This is a genomic window from Pantoea sp. sgz302252 (genome assembly GCF_047713085.1).
Lineage (GTDB): Bacteria > Pseudomonadota > Gammaproteobacteria > Enterobacterales > Enterobacteriaceae > Scandinavium.
The window spans coordinates 23,467-44,139 of sequence record NZ_JBLFJW010000006.1; the positions used below are offsets into that span (position 1 = coordinate 23,467).

Genomic DNA, 20,673 nt, shown 5'->3' on the forward strand with positions numbered 1-20,673 from the left:
AGCTGGGGCGACGAATGTCGCCCCTTATTCCATACTGATAACCTTTATTTCACATCAGCATATCGTTATACGAAAACTTTCCTTCCCCATCACGCCCAACTGCGTATGCTGGAGTCGTTCCCAAATTTCAAACAGTTAAGGACTGGCTATGAGCAAGATTTTTGAAGATAACTCGCTGACAATCGGTCATACGCCGCTGGTTCGACTGAACCGAATCGGTAATGGACGCATCCTCGCGAAAGTGGAATCCCGCAACCCGAGCTTCAGCGTCAAATGCCGCATCGGTGCCAATATGATTTGGGATGCCGAAAAACGTGGCGTGCTGAAACCGGGCGTCGAACTGGTTGAGCCAACCAGCGGCAACACCGGTATCGCGCTGGCTTATGTGGCCGCAGCGCGTGGCTACAAGCTGACGCTGACCATGCCAGAAACCATGAGCGTGGAGCGCCGCAAGCTGCTGAAAGCGCTGGGTGCCAACCTGGTGCTGACCGAAGGCGCAAAAGGCATGAAAGGCGCTATTCAGAAAGCAGAAGAAATTGTTGCAAGCGATCCAGAAAAATTCCTGCTGCTGCAGCAATTCAGCAACCCGGCGAACCCGGAAATTCACGAAAAGACCACTGGCCCAGAAATCTGGGAAGATACAGACGGTCAGGTTGACGTGTTTATCGCAGGCGTGGGCACCGGCGGTACGCTAACAGGTGTCACTCGCTATATTAAAGGCACAAAAGGCAAAACCGATCTGATAAGCGTCGCAGTTGAACCGACAGATTCCCCGGTGATTACCCAGGCACTGGCTGGTGAAGAGATCAAACCCGGCCCACACAAGATTCAGGGCATTGGCGCAGGCTTCATTCCGGGTAACCTGGATCTGAAGATTATCGACAAAGTCATCACTATCACCAATGATGAAGCGATTTCGACCGCACGTCGTTTGATGGAAGAAGAAGGCATTTTGGCGGGGATCTCTTCGGGTGCAGCCGTCGCTGCCGCGCTGAAACTGCAAGAAGATGAAATCTTTACCAACAAGAATATAGTGGTTATCCTACCTTCTTCGGGAGAACGTTATCTGAGCACCGCATTGTTTGCCGATCTTTTCACTGAGAAAGAACTGCAACAGTAATGCCAAATGTAAAAAGATGACTAAAAAAGCACCCGCCGGGGTGCTTTTTTGTGGCACACGTCATACTTTTGGCCCACCTGGCATTGCTTCCCCCTGTTGGGTCTGGTATTTAACCATCACATTTATTTTGAAGCGCGAAATTATTCAAATATCGATTTCAGCGTGCTGAATCGATTTTATGATTTGGTTCAAATCTTGCTTTCGCGGCATAATGTTTAATGACGAGCTAAACGTCATCGGCCAGAAGTGCCTGCCAGGATTGCGTTAGACCTTCTGTGTCGTTTTCGTGTCCGCCGGCGCTAAATCTATACAGGCTAAAGTGTAGCCGCCAGGCTAGACTTTAGTTCCACAACACTAAACCTATAAGTTGGGGAAATATAATGTTCCAGCAAGAAGTTACCATTACCGCTCCGAACGGTCTGCACACCCGCCCTGCTGCTCAGTTTGTTAAAGAAGCGAAAGGCTTCACTTCTGACATCACTGTGACCTCCAACGGCAAAAGCGCCAGCGCAAAAAGCCTGTTCAAACTGCAGACTCTTGGTCTGACTCAGGGCACCGTTGTGACCATCTCTGCAGAAGGCGAAGACGAGCAGAAAGCAGTTGAGCATCTGGTTAAGCTGATGGCTGAACTCGAGTAAGTTCACGAGTTCTTTTAAAAATCAGTCACAAGTAAGGTAGGGTTATGATTTCAGGCATTTTAGCATCCCCGGGTATCGCTTTCGGCAAAGCACTTCTGCTGATTGAAGATGAGATTGTCATCGACCGGAAGAAAATTTCTGCCGACAGCGTCGACCAGGAAGTCCAACGCTTTCTGAGTGGCCGCACCAAGGCGTCCGTGCAGCTGGAAGCTATCAAGACAAAAGCTGGCGAAACGTTCGGCGAAGAGAAAGAAGCCATCTTCGAAGGCCACATTATGTTGCTGGAAGATGAGGAGCTGGAGCAGGAAATCATAGCCCTGATTAAAGATAAGCACATGACTGCTGATGCAGCAGCCAATGAGGTTATCGAAGGTCAGGCAACTGCCCTGGAAGAGCTGGACGATGAATACCTGAAAGAGCGTGCGGCCGACGTACGTGACATCGGTAAGCGTCTGCTGCGTAACATCCTCGGTCTGGCCATTATTGATCTGAGCGCAATTCAGGACGAAGTTATCCTGGTAGCAAAAGATTTGACCCCGTCAGAAACCGCACAGCTGAACCTGAACAGGGTGCTCGGTTTCATCACTGACATCGGCGGCCGTACCTCCCACACCTCCATCATGGCGCGTTCCCTGGAACTGCCAGCGATTGTGGGCACCGGTAGCGTCACCAATGAAGTGAAAAACGGCGACTATCTGATCCTCGATGCGGTTAACAACCAGGTGTACGTTAACCCGACTAACGACGAGATCGAAGCGCTGCGCAAAATTCAGACTCAGGTTGCTGAAGAGAAAGCTGAACTGGCAAAACTGAAAGACCTGCCAGCCATCACGCTTGACGGCCACCAGGTCGAAGTGTGTGCCAACATCGGTACCGTTCGTGATATCGACGGTGCAGAGCGCAATGGCGCTGAAGGTGTGGGTCTGTATCGTACAGAATTCCTGTTCATGGACCGTGACTCGCTGCCAACTGAAGAAGAACAGTTTGCTGCGTACAAAGCCGTTGCTGAAGCGTGTGGCTCTCAGGCAGTTATCGTCCGTACCATGGACATCGGTGGCGACAAAGAGCTACCGTACATGAACTTCCCGAAAGAAGAGAACCCGTTCCTGGGCTGGCGCGCCGTGCGTATCGCTATGGATCGCAAAGAGATCCTGCGTGATCAGGTTCGTGCCATTCTGCGTGCCTCTGCTTTCGGCAAACTGCGCATTATGTTCCCGATGATCATCTCTGTTGAAGAAGTGCGTGCACTGAAGAAAGAGATCGAAATCTACAAACAGGAACTGCGTGACGAAGGTAAAGCCTTTGACGAAACGATTGAGATTGGCGTGATGGTGGAAACACCGGCGGCGGCAACCATCGCTCGCCATCTGGCGAAAGAAGTAGACTTCTTTAGTATCGGAACCAATGATTTAACACAGTATACTCTGGCAGTTGACCGTGGTAATGATATGATTTCGCATCTTTACCAGCCCATGTCGCCATCTGTTCTGACGCTGATCAAGCAAGTTATTGATGCTTCTCATGCTGAAGGCAAGTGGACTGGCATGTGTGGTGAGCTTGCAGGCGACGAACGTGCTACACTTCTGTTGCTGGGTATGGGTCTGGACGAATTCTCTATGAGCGCCATTTCCATCCCGCGCATTAAGAAGATTATCCGTAACACGAACTTCGAAGATGCGAAGGTTTTAGCAGAGCAGGCTCTTGCTCAACCGACAACGGACGAGTTAATGACGCTGGTTAACAAGTTCATTGAAGAAAAAACAATCTGCTAATCCACGAGATGCGACCCAAATTACTGCTTAGGAGAAGATCATGGGTTTGTTCGATAAACTGAAATCTCTGGTTTCTGATGATAAGAAAGACACCGGAACTATTGAGATTGTTGCGCCACTCTCTGGCGAGATCGTCAACATCGAAGACGTGCCGGATGTTGTTTTTGCTGAGAAAATCGTAGGCGATGGCATTGCTATCAAACCGACCGGCAACAAAATGGTTGCGCCGGTTGACGGGACTATCGGTAAAATCTTTGAAACCAACCATGCGTTCTCTATTGAGTCCGACAGTGGTATCGAGCTGTTCGTTCACTTCGGCATCGACACCGTTGAACTGAAAGGCGAAGGTTTCAAACGTATCGCGGAAGAAGGCCAGCGTGTGAAAGTTGGCGATCCGGTTATCGAGTTCGATCTGCCTCTGCTGGAAGAGAAAGCCAAGTCTACCCTGACCCCGGTTGTTATCTCCAACATGGACGAGATCAAAGAGCTGATCAAACTGTCTGGTAGCGTGACTGTGGGCGAGACCCCGGTTATCCGCATCAAGAAATAATGATGCCGCGTGGATAGCAAAATGGCGCCTTCGGGCGCCATTTTTGTTTGTGCAACTAGCGATTAACGTGGCGGCAGGATCAGCTCGTCGTAGCCTTTTTCCAGGGTATAGCTCATCACTTCCACCACCCAGCTTCCGGCTGCCCGCAGGGCTTCCTGTAACGTTTTGCCCTGCACGACGGCGCTTATCAACTCTGAGCAGAACAGATCGCCGGTACCTTTCAAATCGGTTGCCACTCGCGGCCAGCCGCTGATGTCTACGCTCTCTTTGGTCACCAGCACCACGTGAATATCGTTATCACCAGGAACGGGTGCGCTGGTAATAGCCACCCATTGAAGCGTGTCTGACAGCAGCCCTTTTGCCGCATTGATGGCTTCATCCAGCGTGTCACAAGGTTTACCGCTCAGCACGCCAAGTTCGAAAACGTTCGGCGTTATCCCCTGAGCCAATGGCAACAGGTGATCGCAATAAGCCTGAGGAATTTCTGGTTTCACATACACGCCGCTGTCGGTATCGCCGATCACCGGATCGACCAGAATCATCATCTGCGGATGCTTTACCCGCATGACCTTCAGCCACTCTGCCAACAGCGCAATCTGGCTCGCGCTTCCCATATAGCCTGTGGTGACGGCTTTCAGCTCACGCAGCGCGTCACGCTCTTCCAGCGCCTGTAAATACCCGCTGAACCACTCATCAGGGATCACACCGCCATAAAAAGTGTCGTAATGCGGCGTGTTGCTGAACAGAACCGTTGGCACCGCCAGCACATTCAAATGATGCTGTTTGATGTTCGGCACCGCCACGCTGTTGCCTACGCTTCCGTACACCACCTGAGATTGCACAGCCACAATGTCTGCCTGCTGCGCTCGGGTCTTGTCCCGAAAAAGAATCATTTCCATGGCTGTTAAATCCCCGCCCCTTGACTGTAACTCTCTTCACCAAACACGCCGGTCGACAGATAACGGTCGCCGCGATCGCAAATGATCGCCACCACCACTGCGCCCGGATTCGCCTGCGCCACGCGTAGCGCCCCGGCTACCGCGCCACCTGAACTCACGCCACAGAAGATCCCTTCACGCACCGCCAGTTCGCGCATGGTATTTTCCGCGTCACGCTGATGAATATCCATGACTTCATCCACCAGCGCGGCATTAAAGATCCCCGGCATATATTCCGCTGGCCAGCGGCGAATGCCTGGAATGCTGCTGCCCTCTTCCGGCTGCAAGCCCACAATGGTGACTTTTTTGCTTTGTTCGCGCAGGAAACGAGAAACGCCGGTGATGGTGCCGGTGGTGCCCATACTGGACACAAAATGGGTGAGGCGTTCCGCCGTCTGTTGCCAGATTTCTGGGCCGGTTGTGGTGTAATGCGCGTACGGGTTATCAGGATTATTAAACTGATCGAGCAGCTTGCCTTCACCGCGTTCCGCCATTGCCAGCGCTAAATCACGCGCACCTTCCATACCCTGCTCTTTGCTGACCAGAATCAGCTCTGCGCCATACGCACGCATGGCAGCCCGGCGTTCCTGGCTCATGTTGTCGGGCATCAGCAGCTTCATGCGATAGCCTTTCAGCGCCGCAATCATCGCCAACGCGATGCCGGTATTGCCGCTGGTCGCTTCGATTAATACGTCGCCCGGCGAGATTTCACCGCGTTTTTCAGCCTGGACAATCATCGACAATGCCGCGCGATCTTTGACGGAACCGGCAGGATTATTCCCTTCGAGTTTGACCCACACTTCACTGCCGTTGTCGGGAGCCATGCGCTGGAGTTTCACTAACGGGGTGTTGCCGATGGTGTTTTCTAATGTCGTCACTTCTGCATTCCAATAAAAAAGCCCGGTCGCGCTGTGCTTACCGGGCCTACAAAACCATGCGTTTTCTTGTAGGCCGGGTAAACGAAACGCCACCCGGCAACATCAGGATGCAATAAAACTATCAGTCTGAGTAAGTCAGGTCTACTGAATCATCGGGCAAATAGTCGATACGGTATTCCCCCGACCCTGCGGTCGCAGACCAACCCAATTCAGAATGGCTAAATTCCAGCCCCTCTGACTGCCCAATCTCTTTAACAGCCTGCAATTTCACCGTTGCCGTGGTGTTCGCCGGAATGCGGAAAGACAGGACAACCTTGCCCTCAATGGCTTGCCACTTCACCGCAATCTCGCCATACATTGACTCGTAGCTTGCATCTATCCAATTCAGCCGGCCACCGGGCAGCGGCGAAATGATCACATGCTTAAAGCCTGGTGCTGATTCATCGGCCTCAATTCCCGCGACAGTTCGATACAACCATTCCCCCACCGCGCCATAAGCGTAATGGTTAAACGAGTTCATGTCCGGGCTCCACATAGAACCGTCTGGCTTAATGCCATCCCAGTGCTCCCACACCGTCGTTGCTCCGGCTTTTACCTGATACAGCCAGGACGGAAAATCGTCTTTCAGCAACAATGCCCAGGCCTCTTTCGCCTTCCCGTTCTGGCTAAGCGCGTGGCAGAAATAAGGTGTGCCGAGAAAACCTGTCACCAGATGCCCGTCATGCTCATGGAGCAGCGCCACTAACCGATCTGCCGTACGTAGCCGTAAGCCAGCAGGCGTCAGATCGAAACAGAGCGCGACAATGTGCGCAGTTTGGGTCTGAGCCGTCAAATCGCCTTCTGCAGTGAAGAAACGCTCCTGGAAGCGCTTCACTATTCTGGCCTGCAGCGCACTGTAATACTGATGATCTTCCTCGTTGCCCAATACCTTTGCCGTTTTAGCCAACAGCGACGTTGATAAGGCGTAATAGGCCGTGCAGAGCAAGTCTTCAGGCGTGGCACCGAAGTAGCTTCCTTCCTGGGCATCCAGCGCCACCCAGTCGCCAAACTGTAGCTTGTAGCGCCAGATGTCATTGTCCGCATGAGCCTGCATAAAATCGACCCAGCCTTTCATGCTGACATACTGGTTTTGCAGGATGCGCTTATCGCCATACATCAGGTACATCGTCCACGGATTGATCACCGCAGCGTCCGCCCAGCCCGTCGCCGAGTGCGTTCCACCTTCCGCAAGGAATTTATCGTGATCGCAATGCCCGGTCAGAATATCAGGGATCACATGCGGCACGCCGCCCTCTGGCGTCTGATCATGTTTGAGGTCCGTCAGCCATTTGGCAAAAAAGGTGCGGGTTTGCATCAGGTAGCTGGCTGTGCGGCAGAAAATTTGCGCATCGCCCGTCCAGCCCAGACGTTCGTCACGCTGCGGGCAATCGGTCGGGACATCGACAAAATTGCCTTTCAGTCCCCAAAGAATGTTGTGGTGTAGCTGATTCAACTCCAGATTTGAGCAGGCAAACTGCCCGGTAGATTCCATCGCAGAGTGGATGGCAATCGCCGTAAAATGGTTCGGATTGAGTTCGCCAGGGAAACGCTCAACTTTCACATAACGAAAGCCCTGCCAGCTAAAGCGAGGATGCCAGATTTCCTCCTCTTCACCTTTTAGCGTGTATTCCACGAGCTGCTTCGCACTGCGCAGATTGTCGAGATAGACATTGCCGCTGGCATCCAGCGCTTCAAAATGGCGTAACACCACTTTGTCGCCAGGTTTCCCCTGCACCCGGAATTCCACCCAGCCGCTCATGTTCTGGCCGAAATCCAGCACCTGGTCGCCCTGCGGCGTCACAATCAGGGCCGCAACGGGAAGACGCTCAATCTGTTTGACGGTGCCAGCGCCCTGCGCAACCAGCGTTTTTTTATCCCAGTGGATCAGGGAAACCTTACGCCAGTCCGAATCATTAAAACCCGACTGTTGCCAGCCCGGCTGGGCCAAAGTGGCGTCATAGCGTTCGCCATCGTAGATTTCAGCAAACTGGCGTGCGGAGTCGCTGCTACGCCAGGAAACGTCGCTAACCACGCAGTGTTCGCTGCCGTCTTCGTACTGAATGACCAGCTGGCACAGCAGCGCGGTTTGCTCTCCGTAGTAGTTGCGATGACGGCTGAATCCCATATCCCCTTTGAACCAACCCGCCCCCAGTTCAGCCCCCACAACGTTATCGCCGCTGTTCAGCAACGCTGTCACGTCGTAAGTCTGGTACAAAAGGTGGTGGTGATAGCTGGTCCAGCCCGGTGTCAGTTCATCCGTGCCGACCCGCTCCCCATTAAGGAATAACTGATAAATGCCTAACGCCGTGGCATGCACAAACGCCGAAGCCACCTTCTTTTCCGCTGCCACTGAAAACGCTTTTCGCAGCAAGGTGCCTTTCGAAATCGCCTTATCCTGCGGCGTTTCCGCTGAGATAAATTCGCCCTTCCAGGCACAATTCATCACCCCGGTGACAAACTGTGCTTCCGGGCTCCACCCGCTGCTTTCACCGTGGTTGTCGGTAATGCGCACCCGCAAAAAATAACGGGTAGAAGGCTGAAGGGGGAATTCGCTCAGCTCAATATTATTGGATTCCTCACTGTTGACGACGCCACTATCAAAAACCAGCGTTGAGAAATCGGCGCGAGTGCTGCACTGCAACTGCCACGATTGCTGCAACACGTTGCGGCGAGTGCTCTCTATTTTCCAGCCGATGAGCGGCAGCCTTTCCACACCGGTTAACACCGGTTCACCATTCAGAGTAAGTTGACTGACTGACAGCATGATTCAATTCTCCTTGCGGGTACATTAATGGGGTGAAGAGGGCTGAGCCGATACCGGCATGATGTCTGCGGTGGCTTCCTCAATCGTCTGCGATTCGCTCAAAAATTCGTTACGTGATTTGCCATGGAAACAGAGCCAGCCAATCAACATGCCGAAGGCCACAATGGCTGAAAGAAGGGTGTAGAGAATGACTGGGCCTGCATCGAGCAGTACCGGAGTGACAAAGGCCAGAATGCCGCAGGTCAGGCGTGCCAGACCGACAATGGCACCCTGAGCGGTGGCACGCAGCATGGTAGGGAAGGATTCCTGCGACCAGACCTTCATGATGCCTTCAAATGCCATCCCGCTGCCTATCGCGGTAAAGAGCAAAAAGCAGAACCACGACACCGGCGAAAAGTGCAGCAGCACAGGCATAAAGAACCCCCCGGAGAAAAAGCAGGCGCCGATAATAAACACCAGCATTCTTTTTTCGGTGTCGACCATTTTCATAAACAACAGCCCGGACAGCACGCCCACGGGCATCAGCAGTAAATTCCACAGCGCATTCTTTTCAACGCTAATGCCGACCACATTCACCGCCACATAGGCACCAAATTGGCCTCCTGTGTTGGCGGCAAGATTGGTAAACATGTAGAACAAACAGAGCGCCACCAGCGGCCACAGGTACTTTCCGCGCAGCAAATCCGCATAGGAATTCTTTTGCGCGCGCACCGTCGCTTTCCCGCTCAGGCGTTCCTGGCGGGCGATTAACCAGACAGAAGATTCCGGCAGCGACCAGCGCAGCACCAACAAAATAGCGGCCACAACGCCGACATGCAGATACAGAATTTGCGCGCCCATTTTCCCCCAACCGCCCACTAACGCGGATATCGCCATGGTTGAACAAATACCGGCAAACCAAAGTAAGTTCGACAAGCCCAGTATTTTGCCGCGATTTTTCTCCGTCGCGGCTTCAGAGATGGTCGCCAGTGACACAGGGAGATCGGCCCCAGTGGCGAGCCCCACCAGAAGGGTGCCGACAAGCAATAAAGGGAACGAGGCGCTAAACGCTAATAACAAAGAGCCCGCGAGGACCATTGCCATGGTGATAATAAAAACGTTTCGTCGCCCATAATAATCGCCCAGTCGGCCGCCTAAAAACGCGCCCAGCGCAATGCAAAGTGTCAGCACTCCGGAAAGAATACCAATTTCAGCCGATGTGGTTCCCAGCGCTTTTTGATAAATAACCAGAGCCGTCCCGTTCGAAACAATTGCCGCCGAGTCAATATAAGAAGCCATCCCGGAAACTACACCAATATACCAGGGGTTAGGCTGTTTTATCTTAGGCATAATCATTACTCCATTTATGTTATGTAATAAATAAACAGACTCCTGAATGAAAAAACCGAACATCACTTTCGATACAAAAAACAACATTAAGCCAACTCAAAGCCGGAATAGCGTTAAGTGGTTTAAAGCAAGAATTCGTTAACCCCTCATGTATCAGGCTGAACGGATAAACTCAGCTGTCGCTCCTGCGAGGGGGTGCGCTGGAAATGGCGGCGATAAGCTTCGGTCAATCGTGGAGGATTAGAAAATCCACACGACGTCGCAATACGGCTCACCGGGATATCCGTGGTTCGCAATAATTCCTGGGCTTTCAACAAGCGATACAGCTGCTGAAATTTCTCAGGCGTCTGCCCGGTCATTTCATGGAAAAAACGGTACAGCGTGCGGATGGCAATCCCGCCCTCTTCACAAACACTTTTCCAGTTGATCTCCTGAGCATAATTCTGCCGCACCTGATCCAGCAGATAGACTTTGCCTTTCGGCTCAACCTGAGACGGCTTTGGCGCCGCTATGCTTTCGCTCAGGATCGTGAGTATTTGTAAGAATGAAGACTCGGTGCTGGAGAAATACAGCGCATCAAACGCGTCATCCCGACGCTGACTGATATTTTCTGCAAGGCTAACTATCGCATTTAACGGCACGTCAGCCAGAGGTTGATAGTTATCAGAAAAGGGATGCGTATGGCTGCTGATGCACTCAATCATTCCATCGATATTTTTGATATATTTAAAATCACGCTGGCGATGAATCAATATATTGATAAGCGAGAGCTCACTGGTCGACTCATAATAATGAACGTCATTTGCCGTCACAAAAAAGAAATCGCCACGGCGGATCATTTCAGCATGATCGTTAACAATATGAAACCCGCTGCCGCTACGCACAATAACCAGTTCATCAAATTCATGACCATGCAAATCAGCCATGGCTTGATTGTTGAGCATAAACACACAAAAGGCATGGTCTTCAGAGGGAAAGAAATCTTCGCATTGTTTGATGTCGACCATTATTCCCTCCGCAAGTTGTGGTTTATATCCTTACCCTTAACACCTATTTTTCCTTTGTGGCATTGTTTTATTAGACAGGAATAGTTATGCCAAGTCATTACGCGACAATGGCATTACGGCGTAATTCCTTGTGACGTTACCATCATTTTTCTTCATTACTCGCAAGCTTCATCACAATAAGTCCCCATAAAAAAACCCACGCTATACGTGGGTTTAAATGCAGAGTCAGAAAAAGAATCAGGCTGTTTCTGCCAGAGCCAGACTGTCTATCCCTTCAAGACCTTCGATTCTTTCTTTGCCGTTATACAAACGTGCATGCTGCAAGCCCACAAACAGGCGTTCGCCGCGTGACGGAGCCTCTTCATCACGCATCACCACCGTCAGCGGTTCGTCATACCAGCCAAGCGGCTGGACAACCAGCTGGGTGTAGTGACCTTTCGGGCTGGCTTCCAGCACCTGTACCGGCAACGGGGAGTCCAGGCTGGTGCGACGGCTGACATCCACTTCCCATGGGCGCAGGAAAAGATCTACCGGGCCTTGATGAGCAGGCGTATAGCCAAGCGGCCAGCGATGCGCGCCAACGTGGAACTGGCCGCCGCGAATCGTGCCTTTCAGACGGTTCACTTCACCCATAAACTCCAGCACAAAGCGGGTCGCGGGTTCGCGCCAGACTTGCTCTGGCGCATCCACCTGTTCGATATTGCCCTGGCTCATCACCACCACGCGGTCGGCAACTTCCATTGCTTCTTCCTGATCGTGGGTGACGAAGACGCTGGTAAACTTCAGCTCTTCATGCAGTTGACGCAACCAGCGACGCAGCTCTTTACGCACCTGCGCATCGAGCGCGCCAAACGGTTCGTCGAGCAGCAGAATTTGCGGTTCAACGGCCAACGCACGCGCCAGCGCCACACGCTGTTTCTGACCACCAGAAAGCTGCGCCGGGTAACGATCGGCCAGATGCGCCAGCTGCACCATCTCCAGCAGTTTGGTGACTTTCGCTTTGATTTCCGCGGCATTTGGGCGTTCACGACGCGGCAGCACTGTCAGGCCAAAGGCGATGTTGTCGAAGACCGTCATATGGCGGAACAACGCATAGTGCTGGAACACGAAACCGACTTTGCGATCGCGTGCATGCAGGCGACTCACGTCGGTGCCGTGAAAACGAATATGCCCGCTGGTCTGGTGCTCCAGCCCGGCAATAATGCGCAGCAGCGTGGTTTTGCCTGAACCCGATGGGCCAAGCAGCGCCACCATCTGACCCGATGGAATATCCAGAGAGATTTCATTCAGCACCTGGGTGCGCCCGAACGACTTCTTAATACTGGCAATCTCAATGCTCATGATGCTTCTCCTGCTGCGCGCGTTTTTCCTGATTCTCCAGGCGCCACTGCAGCATACTCTTTAAAAACAGGGTCAAAATAGCCAATAACGTCAGCAGGGCCGCGGCGGTAAACGAACCGACGGTGTTGTAATCCTGCTCAAGTAACTCAATCTGCAACGGTAGCGACAGCGTCTCGCCGCGAATCGAACCGGACACCACCGACACCGCGCCGAATTCGCCGATGGCGCGCGCGTTCGTCAGCACCACGCCGTACAGCAGCGCCCAACGAATGTTCGGCAACGTCACACGGCGGAACATCTGCCAGCCGGATGCGCCCAGCAAAATGGCCGCTTCGTCTTCGTGACTGCCCTGGCTCAGCATCACCGGTACCAGTTCGCGAACCACAAACGGACAGGTGACGAAGATAGTCGCCAGCACCATGCCCGGCCAGGCAAACATAATTTGCAGGTTATGCTCATCAAGCCAGCCGCCCAATGGGCCGTTGGAGCCGTAGAACAGCAAATAAACCAGGCCCGCCACCACTGGCGAAACGGCGAAAGGAATATCCAGCAGCGTTAACAGCAACTGGCGACCCGGGAAGTTAAAGCGCGTCACCAGCCATGCCAGCAGCGTGCCGAAAACCAGGTTCACCGGAACGGTGATCAGGGCAATCATCAGCGTCAGCCAGATGGCGTGCAGCATGTCCGGATCGGCCAGATTGTGCAGGACAGGCATCAGCCCTTTACTGAACGCCTGCACAAAGATATAAATCATCGGCACCAGCAGAATGAAGGCGGATACCAGCATTCCAGCACCGATCAGAAACCATTTGCCCCAGTTGATGCGGGGCGCGTCATAGCGTTTCAATTGCGTAACTTCCGCCATCAGTGACCTACCACACGTCGACCAAAGCGACTCTGCAAGGTGTTAATTGAGAACAGCAGCAGCAGCGAAGCACCCAGAATCACTGAGGCAATCGCGCTCGCCGCCGGATAATCAAACTCCTGCAAACGCACGAAAATCATCAGCGAGGTGACTTCTGTTTTCCACGCGATGTTCCCGGCGATAAAAATCACGGCACCAAACTCGCCCAGACTGCGGGTGAAAGAGAGCGCGACGCCTGCCAGCAGCGCTGGAGAAAGTTCCGGCAACACCACCTTGCAGAAGCTTTGAATACGCGTTGCGCCCAGCGTTTCCGCAGCTTCTTCGTATTCCGGCCCTAATTCTTCCAGCACTGGCTGAACGGTACGCACCACAAACGGAATGCTGGTGAACGCCATCGCCACCGCGATACCCAGCCAGGTGTAGGTGACTTTGATATCAAATTTCGCCAGCCATTCGCCGTAAAAGCCGTTCACGGAAAAGAGCGATGCAAGCGTTAAACCCGCCACAGCTGTGGGCAATGCGAAGGGCAAATCCATCAGCGCATCCAGCAGCGTACGCCCCGGGAAGCGATAGCGAGTCAGTATCCACGCCATCAGCAGGCCAAACACGCCATTAAAAATCGAAGCCACAAACGCAGACAGCAGCGTCACTTTATAGGCTGCAACCACCTGTGGGTTGGTGATGACATCCCAATACTGTGCCCAGCTCATCTGCGCCAGCTGCATCACCAGCGCACTGAGCGGCAGCAGTAAAATCAGGCATACAAACAGCAGACTGGTGCCGAGGCTTAAGGTAAAGCCCGGCAGCACGCGTCTGGAAGAGACAGCAAACATTACTTACGCCCCGCCGCTAACAACTTGTCCAGCTCGCCGCCGCTGGCGAAGTGGGTTTTCATCACCTCCGGCCACGAGCCGAACTGGTCTTCCACACGGAACAGGTCTGTTTGCGGGAATTTATCTTTCAGTTTGTCCATCACCTGCGGGTTGTTCACGCGGTAGTAATAGTCGGTGATGATGGTCTGCGCCTGCGGGCTATAGAGCCAGGTCAGATACGCTTTTGCTGCTTTTTCGGTGCCGTTGGCTTTGACGTTTTTGTCGACCCACGTCACCGGGAACTCGGCCAGGATATTGGTTTTCGGCACGATGACTTCGAAGCCCTGATCTTCATACTGCTTACGAATGTTGTTCACTTCAGATTCAAAGGTGATCAACACATCGCCCAGACCACGCTCGACGAAGGTGGTGGTCGCCCCGCGGCCGCCGGTATCGAACACTTCAACGTTTTTCAGGAACTGGGTCATGAACTGTTCGGTTTTGGCCTGATCGTTGCCGTCAGCTTTCGCCGCAGCCCCCCACGCAGCCAGATAGGTGTAACGCGCGTTACCCGAAGTTTTTGGATTCGGGAAAATCAGCTTAACGTCTGAACGAACCAGATCGTTCCAGTCATGGATATTCTTTGGGTTGCCCTTGCGCACCAGGAACGCCATGGTCGAATAGAAAGGCGAGCTGTTGTTCGGCAAACGGCTTTGCCAGTCGGCCGGGATAAGCTTGCCTCGGTCATGCAGAATTTGTACGTCGGTCACCTGGTTGTAGGTCACCACATCGGCTTTCAGCCCCTGCAAAATCGCCAGCGCCTGCTTGGATGACCCCGCATGAGACTGCTTGATGGTCAGCTTATCGCCGCCGTTATCCTTCGCCCACTGCTGCTCAAACGGCGGATTAAGGGCCGCAAACAGCTCACGGGACACGTCATAGGAGCTGTTAAGCAGTTCGGTCGCCTGCGCTTGTGCCGCCAGCAGCAACACGCCCAGCGCCAGTGTTCCTTTCTTCAGTGATGTAACGGCCATTGCGAACCCTTATCAATGTGATGACTCTCTTAGGGTCATAATATTTATAACGAGGATGAAAGCTGTAACGGTTTTATATACCGTTTGGTGATTTGGAAGTTGAAAAGAGAATAAGGCATCGGCGTGATTCTTCCCGCGACCGATTTGTTACAGTAAGCAAAACCCTAATGAGGAACGTTAAAATGCGCCAAAGGACGATTGTCTGCCCCATCATTCAGAACAACGGCGAGTACCTGCTGTGCAAAATGGCTGACGATCGGGGAGTCTTCCCCGGTCAATGGGCGCTTTCCGGGGGAGGCATGGAGCCCGGCGAAACCCTGGAACAGGCGCTGCTGCGCGAAATCGGTGAAGAGCTCGGTGACAAGCTTGAAATAACCCGCATTACCCCCTGGCATTTCCGCGATGACACCCGCATCAAAACCTATGCCGACGGCAGCAAAGAAGAAATCTACATGATCTACCTGATGTTTGACTGCATCAGCGCGAACCGCGAGGTGACCTTTAACGAAGAGTTTCAGGCAGTGGCGTGGGTCAGCCCGGAGAAACTGGGCGAGTATGATTTGAACGTGGCGACACGCCAGACGTTTGTGGATAAAGGGTTGTTGTAATCAGGCATTGCCCGGTGGCGGCGTTGCCTTACCGGGCCTACGGTTTTGTAGGCCGGAGCAAGCGCAGCGCCGCCCGGCACCACAAAGTTTAAAGCGCCATTAACTTATCCAGTGAAGGCGCGAAGTAGTAGCCGCCGGTCACCGGTTTGGTAAAGCGCAGCATGGCGTCTCGCTTACCGTCGGTATCACCAAACATGCTCAGCAATTGCTGCTCAATGTTGTACAAACGCGCGCAGTAAGCGCAGAAGTACAGGCCATGAGTGCCGCTGGCGGTGCCGTACGGCAGGCTCTGACGCACAATCTTCAGCCCTTTGCCGTTCTCTTTCAGATCAACACGGGTCAGATGCGAAGTTTCAGGCCGGTCGTCGCCGTCAATCTCTTCGTTGGCTTCTTTGGTGCGGCCAATCATCATTTCCTGATCGTGCACGCTCATGCGGTTGAGCTGCTTCAGATTGTGTTCCCAACGCTGCACGAACACGTAGCTGCCGCCCGCATCCACGCCATCAGCAATTACCGCAACCTCGCGGCGCGTTTCTTCACCCGCCGGGTTTTCAGTGCCATCCACAAAACCGCTGAGGTCACGCTCTTCCACCCAACGGAAACCGTGAATTTCTTCTTTCACTTCAATGGCATCACCAAACGCTGCCATTGCAGCCTGAGCGACCGAGAAGTTCACATCATGGCGAAGGGAAAGAATGTGAATCAATACATCGTATTGCGTCGCTGGTGCGAGGCCTTTGCCATAAGGGACAAAATCCTTCAGCTCTTCAGCCCCGACGCCGCCGCTCAGGCTGCGCCAGGTGTCATGACCAAAAGCCACCACCGCGCCCAAATGCGCGTCGGGGAATGTTGCTTCGAAAGAAACCAGTTTGTCCGCGAAGATTTTGCTGCACTCGCGCAGGGCATTCACATCCCCTTTAACATTGGCTTCAATCCAAATCGCCGCACGGCAATGTTCCGGCAAAATGCCGCTCTGAACCTGAGACATCGCTCCTCCTGGAAAATAAAGATGCCACGACGTCGTGGCATTGATGGCGGCTATTGTACCCGCTTTTTCATTACAGCGGCTTGCTCAGACGCAAATTAACGGCGCCAGATTATCTTGCTGACTTTCCAGTTTTTCAGGGAGTCGTCAGGCGGCATCAGATCCTGCGGGCCACTCCAGCTCCCGCTGAATAAGTAGCTGATATGCTGACTGTCTTTGGCCTTACACTCGACGCCAGCCGCATCATCCCCGCTGCCTTTCTGGCAATGTTCATACGCTTTGCTGTACAGGTCACTGAACGGGGTGCCGACTTTCGCGCCGCCCGAAACCGCGATGTCGCTGTCCATCACATCGATACGGCTAATGGTTCCAGCATCGCCATTCACGATCAGCGCCACCTTGTCGTCTTTCAGCGCTTCAAAATACTTCACGATGCTGCCGTTGTCGGTTTTCATCCCGCTGCGCAGGCGATAGTCGCCATTCAGCGCATCATTGATGGCTTCTTCATCCAGCGGCGTGCTGGCGGTGAGCTTGCCCACGCCCTGCTCGGTGACTTCTGTTGAGGAACCAAACCAGTTCCATGGATAGGCGGCTGACCAGTGTACAGAACTGAGCGTAGAACAACCGGTCAACGCCAGAGGAAGCGCACAGAGCAATAAACGCATTGATTTCATTCCAGGTCCTTTCTATGTCAAAGCAACGCCTGTTGGAGTGCAGAATGGCAGAAAAGTGCCATTAATCCTCATGTGGGGAAAAACAGGCGCGTAAACGGCGGTTGGCAAGCAGCCACCAGAGGGCGAAACCATCAAGAATAACCAGCGCCAGACCCGTTCCGGAGAGAGGCTCACCCTGAAGCCACAAAACAGGCTGCCAGAACAGCAGTGCCGTTTGTGCGAGGATCAGCATCCAGCGCATCAGCGCCCAAAAACGAGGAAGCTGGAAACGGCGGCCACTGACTAAAAAAGCCACCACCGCAGGGACGCCCGGCAGCAAACCCAGCCAGAAGTTATCGTGATCGGGATAAAACAAATTGAGCAGCGTATCGCCCTGTTGACGCGAGGCGGCGGCCATCACGAACAGCACCCAGGTTCGCGCCTGTAGCAGCAGGATGCACCAGAACAGAAAGGGAAGCTTCAGCCGACCGTGAGCATCATAGGCCGACAGAGGAAAATCAATATTCTTCATCTTCAATCAGGCGCTTGCCGAGCACCACCACATCAGCATGCTCGTAGCCCAGGCGTTCGTACATGCCTTGCACCATGTCGTTGTCTTCGCGCACCATAATTTGCAGTTTCGGGCAACCGCGGGCAATCAGCTTCTTTTCGAGGCGATTGAGCAGCGCGTTAGCAATGCCGCGACCGCGGTATTCAGGATGCACGCCGAGATAATAAGCAGAGCCGCGATGGCCGTCATAGCCGCCCATCACCGAACCGACCACTTCCCCGTTGACCTCCGCCACCAGAAACAGGCTCACATCATGGTTAAGTTTTCGCTCAATATCCATTTCAGGATCGTTCCACGGGCGTAGCAGGTCACAACGCTCCCAGAGCGTAATAACCTCTTCGAAATCGGACTGGCGAAAAACGCGTATCTCCATGGTATTGCCCATCTTTTTGAACGAGTAAACAGTGATTATGGCGTGATCATCTGAATTATCCAAGATCTGGCCAATCGAGGTCAAAAAAATGGCATAATAAGCGTTTGTCACGTATTGAAATGAAAAGTAAAACAATTCTCAATACGGGCTGTCGTAACGGAAAAGACGATACGATATAACACATAGACTCATTATTTTTTACCACTCAGGCCGCATGAGCACTTTTAAACCTTTAAAAACACTGGCTTCACGCCGTCAGGTGTTGAAAGCCGGGCTGGCCGCACTGACCTTGTCAGGCATGTCCAAAGCCATCGCTAAAGAAGAAACGCTGAAAACCAGCAACGGTCACAGTAAGCCTGCTGCCAAAAAAGCCGGAGCAAAGCGTATCGTAATGCTTGATCCAGGCCACGGCGGTATTGATACCGGCGCGATTGGTCACAACGGGTCAAAAGAGAAACACGTGGTGCTGGCGATTGCCAAAAACGTGCGTTCGATTTTACGCGGGCACGGCATTGATGCCCGTCTGACTCGCAGCGGCGATACGTTCATCCCACTTTACGATCGCGTTGAAATCGCCCACAAGCATGGCGCAGACTTGTTTATGTCCATCCACGCCGATGGCTTCACGAACCCAAGTGCCGCCGGGGCTTCTGTCTTTGCTTTATCGAACCGTGGTGCCAGTAGCGCCATGGCGAAATATCTCTCCGACAAAGAGAACGCCGCCGATGAACTGGCCGGGAAAAAAGCGCTGGATAAAGATCACTTACTCCAGCAAGTGCTGTTTGATCTGGTGCAAACCGACACCATTAAAAACAGCCTGACGCTGGGATCGCATATCCTTAAGCAGATAAAGCCGGTGCATAAACTGCACAGCCGCAGCACGGAACAGGCCGCTTTCGTGGTGCTGAAGTCTCCGTCTGTTCCTTCGGTGTTGGTGGAAACCTCGTTTATCACTAACCCTGGTGAAGAAAAGTTGTTGGGTACGCCGGCCTTCCGCCAGAAGATTGCTAACGCGATTGCTTCCGGTATCGTGAGCTATTTCAACTGGTTCGATAATCAGAAAGCGCATGTGAAGAGACGTTAATGAAACCCGATGTCGAGCAGGTAAAAGCCTTTTTACTTTCCCTTCAGGACGCGATTTGCCAGCAGCTTGAAGCCGTAGACGGTCACAGCTTTGTCGAAGATAACTGGCAGCGCGAAGCAGGCGGCGGCGGACGTAGCCGTGTGTTACGCGAAGGCAACGTGTTCGAACAAGCTGGCGTTAACTTTTCCCATGTGCATGGGGATGCCATGCCAGCCTCCGCAACAGCGCATCGCCCGGAACTGGCCGGTCGCAGCTTTGAGGCGATGGGCGTTTCGCTGGTTGTGCATCCACGCAATCCGTACGTTCCCACCAGCCACGCCAACGTGCGTTTCTTCATCGCGGAGAAACCCGGTGCCGATCCGGTGTGGTGGTTTGGCGGCGGCTTTGACCTCACGCCGTATTACGGTTTTAAGGAAGACGCCGTGCACTGGCATACCGTGGCGCGAGATCTCTGCCAGCCGTTTGGTGAAGACGTCTATCCGCGCTACAAAAAATGGTGTGACGACTACTTCTTCCTCAAACATCGCAACGAGCAGCGCGGCATCGGCGGCCTGTTCTTTGACGACCTGAATACGCCAGATTTCGACCACTGCTTCGCCTTTATGCAGGCAGTGGGCCAGGGCTATACAGAGGCTTATCTGCCGATTGTTGAGCGCCGTAAAGAGATGCCGTATGGCGAGCGCGAGAGAGATTTCCAGCTCTATCGTCGCGGACGCTATGTGGAATTCAATCTGGTGTGGGATCGCGGCACGCTGTTTGGCCTGCAAACCGGCGGGCGCACGGAGTCGATTTTAATGTCGATGCCGCCACTGGTGCGCTGGGAATACAATTTCCAGCCAGAAGAAGGCAGCCCGGAGGCTGCCTTGAGTGAGTTTATCCAAGTCCGGGAATGGGTGTAAAGTCCCTCCGGCCACGGAGCTGTGTTTATTGCCGGGCGGTACTGCGTTTGCCCGGCCTACAAGACCCGTAAGTCGGGTAAGCGTAAGCGCCACCCGACAACACAGACACCGCCCCGTTGGCCGGGTAAGCATAAGCGCCACCCGACAACACAGACACCGCCCCGTAGGTCGGGTAAGCGTAAGCGCCACCCGACAACACAGACACAGCCCCGTAGGTCGGGTAAGCGTAAGCGCCGCCCGACAACACAGACATCGCCCCGTAGGTCGGGTAAGCATAAGCGCCACCCGACAACACAGACATCGCCCCGTAGGTCGGGTAAGCGTAAGCGCCACCCGACAACACAGACACCGCCCCGTAGGTCGGGTAAGCGTAAGCGCCACCCGACAACACAGACATCGCCCCATAGGCCGGA

The 20,673-nt window shown here is 53.5% G+C and carries 21 protein-coding genes; 7 read left to right on the top strand and 14 right to left on the bottom strand.

Annotated features, from left to right (window positions below; all coding sequences use genetic code 11):
* The first annotated feature begins 148 nt into the window (after positions 1–148).
* The 4 genes from cysK (at position 149) to crr (ending at position 4,080) form a co-directional block, all read left to right on the top strand.
* Complete coding sequence (cysK, locus tag ACLW56_RS06250) at positions 149–1,120, top strand: cysteine synthase A (protein WP_330982935.1); 972 nt, start codon at positions 149–151, stop codon at positions 1,118–1,120.
* 380 nt (positions 1,121–1,500) lie between these two features.
* Positions 1,501–1,758, top strand: coding sequence for a phosphocarrier protein Hpr (gene ptsH, locus ACLW56_RS06255; RefSeq protein WP_004936458.1), 258 nt, complete (start codon positions 1,501–1,503; stop codon positions 1,756–1,758).
* Positions 1,759–1,802: 44 nt separating this feature from the next.
* The gene (gene ptsI, locus ACLW56_RS06260) at positions 1,803–3,530 is read left to right on the top strand and encodes a phosphoenolpyruvate-protein phosphotransferase PtsI (protein WP_330982936.1); all 1,728 of its coding nucleotides are present in this window, start codon (positions 1,803–1,805) and stop codon (positions 3,528–3,530) included.
* 40 nt (positions 3,531–3,570) lie between these two features.
* On the top strand, positions 3,571–4,080 hold the full coding sequence (crr, locus tag ACLW56_RS06265) for a PTS glucose transporter subunit IIA (RefSeq protein WP_000522253.1): 510 nt from the start codon (positions 3,571–3,573) through the stop codon (positions 4,078–4,080).
* Positions 4,081–4,142: 62 nt separating this feature from the next.
* Here the strand turns inward: crr and pdxK are convergent, their stop codons facing one another.
* From pdxK to ACLW56_RS06310, 9 genes are all read right to left on the bottom strand, one after another.
* Complete coding sequence (gene pdxK, locus ACLW56_RS06270) at positions 4,143–4,979, bottom strand: pyridoxine/pyridoxal/pyridoxamine kinase (RefSeq protein WP_330982937.1); 837 nt, start codon at positions 4,977–4,979, stop codon at positions 4,143–4,145.
* Between the two features lie 5 nt (positions 4,980–4,984).
* A complete protein-coding gene (gene cysM / locus ACLW56_RS06275; RefSeq protein WP_330982938.1) occupies positions 4,985–5,896 on the bottom strand; it encodes a cysteine synthase CysM in 912 nt (303 codons plus the stop codon).
* A 121-nt stretch (positions 5,897–6,017) separates the two neighbouring features.
* Complete coding sequence (locus tag ACLW56_RS06280) at positions 6,018–8,699, bottom strand: family 78 glycoside hydrolase catalytic domain (protein ID WP_330982939.1); 2,682 nt, start codon at positions 8,697–8,699, stop codon at positions 6,018–6,020.
* A gap of 24 nt (positions 8,700–8,723) precedes the next feature.
* Positions 8,724–10,028 carry an MFS transporter gene (locus ACLW56_RS06285; RefSeq protein ID WP_330982940.1) on the bottom strand — a complete coding sequence of 435 codons (1,305 nt, stop codon included), beginning with the start codon at positions 10,026–10,028 and terminating at the stop codon, positions 8,724–8,726.
* Between the two features lie 146 nt (positions 10,029–10,174).
* Positions 10,175–11,035: a helix-turn-helix domain-containing protein gene (locus tag ACLW56_RS06290; protein WP_330982941.1), complete on the bottom strand. Its 861-nt coding sequence runs from the start codon at positions 11,033–11,035 to the stop codon at positions 10,175–10,177.
* Positions 11,036–11,272: 237 nt separating this feature from the next.
* On the bottom strand, positions 11,273–12,376 hold the full coding sequence (gene cysA, locus ACLW56_RS06295; protein WP_330982942.1) for a sulfate/thiosulfate ABC transporter ATP-binding protein CysA: 1,104 nt from the start codon (positions 12,374–12,376) through the stop codon (positions 11,273–11,275).
* Complete coding sequence (gene cysW / locus ACLW56_RS06300) at positions 12,366–13,241, bottom strand: sulfate/thiosulfate ABC transporter permease CysW (RefSeq protein WP_154159265.1); 876 nt, start codon at positions 13,239–13,241, stop codon at positions 12,366–12,368. The genes cysA and cysW overlap by 11 nt, the downstream gene beginning before the upstream one ends.
* Positions 13,241–14,074 (bottom strand): sulfate/thiosulfate ABC transporter permease CysT, encoded by an 834-nt coding sequence (cysT, locus tag ACLW56_RS06305; protein ID WP_330982943.1) that lies wholly within the window; start codon positions 14,072–14,074, stop codon positions 13,241–13,243. The genes cysW and cysT overlap by 1 nt, the downstream gene beginning before the upstream one ends.
* Positions 14,074–15,087 carry a sulfate ABC transporter substrate-binding protein gene (locus tag ACLW56_RS06310; protein ID WP_330982944.1) on the bottom strand — a complete coding sequence of 338 codons (1,014 nt, stop codon included), beginning with the start codon at positions 15,085–15,087 and terminating at the stop codon, positions 14,074–14,076. The genes cysT and ACLW56_RS06310 overlap by 1 nt, the downstream gene beginning before the upstream one ends.
* Positions 15,088–15,269: 182 nt before the next feature.
* Here ACLW56_RS06310 and nudI point away from each other — a divergent pair, with 182 nt between their 5' ends.
* Positions 15,270–15,695, top strand: a complete 426-nt coding sequence (nudI, locus tag ACLW56_RS06315) for a nucleoside triphosphatase NudI (protein ID WP_330982945.1) — start codon at positions 15,270–15,272, stop codon at positions 15,693–15,695.
* An 88-nt stretch (positions 15,696–15,783) separates the two neighbouring features.
* On the opposite strand, the gene ACLW56_RS06320 is transcribed toward nudI, so the two are convergent.
* The 4 genes from ACLW56_RS06320 to ACLW56_RS06335 form a co-directional block, all read right to left on the bottom strand.
* Positions 15,784–16,683, bottom strand: a complete 900-nt coding sequence (locus ACLW56_RS06320; RefSeq protein ID WP_330982946.1) for a Dyp-type peroxidase — start codon at positions 16,681–16,683, stop codon at positions 15,784–15,786.
* 95 nt (positions 16,684–16,778) lie between these two features.
* Positions 16,779–17,354 (bottom strand): RpoE-regulated lipoprotein, encoded by a 576-nt coding sequence (locus tag ACLW56_RS06325; protein WP_330982947.1) that lies wholly within the window; start codon positions 17,352–17,354, stop codon positions 16,779–16,781.
* A 61-nt stretch (positions 17,355–17,415) separates the two neighbouring features.
* Positions 17,416–17,865 (bottom strand): DUF2919 domain-containing protein, encoded by a 450-nt coding sequence (locus ACLW56_RS06330; RefSeq protein WP_330982948.1) that lies wholly within the window; start codon positions 17,863–17,865, stop codon positions 17,416–17,418.
* Positions 17,852–18,277, bottom strand: coding sequence for a GNAT family acetyltransferase (locus ACLW56_RS06335; RefSeq protein WP_330982949.1), 426 nt, complete (start codon positions 18,275–18,277; stop codon positions 17,852–17,854). The genes ACLW56_RS06330 and ACLW56_RS06335 overlap by 14 nt, the downstream gene beginning before the upstream one ends.
* Before the next feature lie 214 nt (positions 18,278–18,491).
* Here ACLW56_RS06335 and amiA point away from each other — a divergent pair, with 214 nt between their 5' ends.
* The gene (amiA, locus tag ACLW56_RS06340; RefSeq protein WP_330982950.1) at positions 18,492–19,361 is read left to right on the top strand and encodes an N-acetylmuramoyl-L-alanine amidase AmiA; all 870 of its coding nucleotides are present in this window, start codon (positions 18,492–18,494) and stop codon (positions 19,359–19,361) included.
* Entirely contained in the window at positions 19,361–20,260 is a 900-nt protein-coding gene (gene hemF, locus ACLW56_RS06345; RefSeq protein WP_330982951.1) for an oxygen-dependent coproporphyrinogen oxidase, read from the top strand. Before amiA ends, hemF begins: the two co-directional genes overlap by 1 nt.
* A gap of 25 nt (positions 20,261–20,285) precedes the next feature.
* On the opposite strand, the gene ACLW56_RS06350 is transcribed toward hemF, so the two are convergent.
* A complete protein-coding gene (locus ACLW56_RS06350; RefSeq protein ID WP_330982952.1) occupies positions 20,286–20,657 on the bottom strand; it encodes a hypothetical protein in 372 nt (123 codons plus the stop codon).
* Positions 20,658–20,673 lie beyond the last annotated feature (16 nt).

Coding starts and splice junctions, on each gene's coding strand:
- cysK (WP_330982935.1), top strand. CDS start 149: ATGAGCAAGATTTTTGAAGATAACTCGCTGACAATCGGTCATACGCCG.
- ptsH (WP_004936458.1), top strand. CDS start 1,501: ATGTTCCAGCAAGAAGTTACCATTACCGCTCCGAACGGTCTGCACACC.
- ptsI (WP_330982936.1), top strand. CDS start 1,803: ATGATTTCAGGCATTTTAGCATCCCCGGGTATCGCTTTCGGCAAAGCA.
- crr (WP_000522253.1), top strand. CDS start 3,571: ATGGGTTTGTTCGATAAACTGAAATCTCTGGTTTCTGATGATAAGAAA.
- pdxK (WP_330982937.1), bottom strand. CDS start 4,979: ATGGAAATGATTCTTTTTCGGGACAAGACCCGAGCGCAGCAGGCAGAC.
- ACLW56_RS06280 (WP_330982939.1), bottom strand. CDS start 8,699: ATGCTGTCAGTCAGTCAACTTACTCTGAATGGTGAACCGGTGTTAACC.
- ACLW56_RS06285 (WP_330982940.1), bottom strand. CDS start 10,028: ATGCCTAAGATAAAACAGCCTAACCCCTGGTATATTGGTGTAGTTTCC.
- ACLW56_RS06290 (WP_330982941.1), bottom strand. CDS start 11,035: ATGGTCGACATCAAACAATGCGAAGATTTCTTTCCCTCTGAAGACCAT.
- cysA (WP_330982942.1), bottom strand. CDS start 12,376: ATGAGCATTGAGATTGCCAGTATTAAGAAGTCGTTCGGGCGCACCCAG.
- cysW (WP_154159265.1), bottom strand. CDS start 13,241: ATGGCGGAAGTTACGCAATTGAAACGCTATGACGCGCCCCGCATCAAC.
- cysT (WP_330982943.1), bottom strand. CDS start 14,074: ATGTTTGCTGTCTCTTCCAGACGCGTGCTGCCGGGCTTTACCTTAAGC.
- ACLW56_RS06310 (WP_330982944.1), bottom strand. CDS start 15,087: ATGGCCGTTACATCACTGAAGAAAGGAACACTGGCGCTGGGCGTGTTG.
- nudI (WP_330982945.1), top strand. CDS start 15,270: ATGCGCCAAAGGACGATTGTCTGCCCCATCATTCAGAACAACGGCGAG.
- ACLW56_RS06320 (WP_330982946.1), bottom strand. CDS start 16,683: ATGTCTCAGGTTCAGAGCGGCATTTTGCCGGAACATTGCCGTGCGGCG.
- ACLW56_RS06325 (WP_330982947.1), bottom strand. CDS start 17,354: ATGAAATCAATGCGTTTATTGCTCTGTGCGCTTCCTCTGGCGTTGACC.
- ACLW56_RS06330 (WP_330982948.1), bottom strand. CDS start 17,865: ATGAAGAATATTGATTTTCCTCTGTCGGCCTATGATGCTCACGGTCGG.
- ACLW56_RS06335 (WP_330982949.1), bottom strand. CDS start 18,277: ATGGAGATACGCGTTTTTCGCCAGTCCGATTTCGAAGAGGTTATTACG.
- amiA (WP_330982950.1), top strand. CDS start 18,492: ATGAGCACTTTTAAACCTTTAAAAACACTGGCTTCACGCCGTCAGGTG.
- hemF (WP_330982951.1), top strand. CDS start 19,361: ATGAAACCCGATGTCGAGCAGGTAAAAGCCTTTTTACTTTCCCTTCAG.
- ACLW56_RS06350 (WP_330982952.1), bottom strand. CDS start 20,657: ATGTCTGTGTTGTCGGGTGGCGCTTACGCTTACCCGACCTACGGGGCG.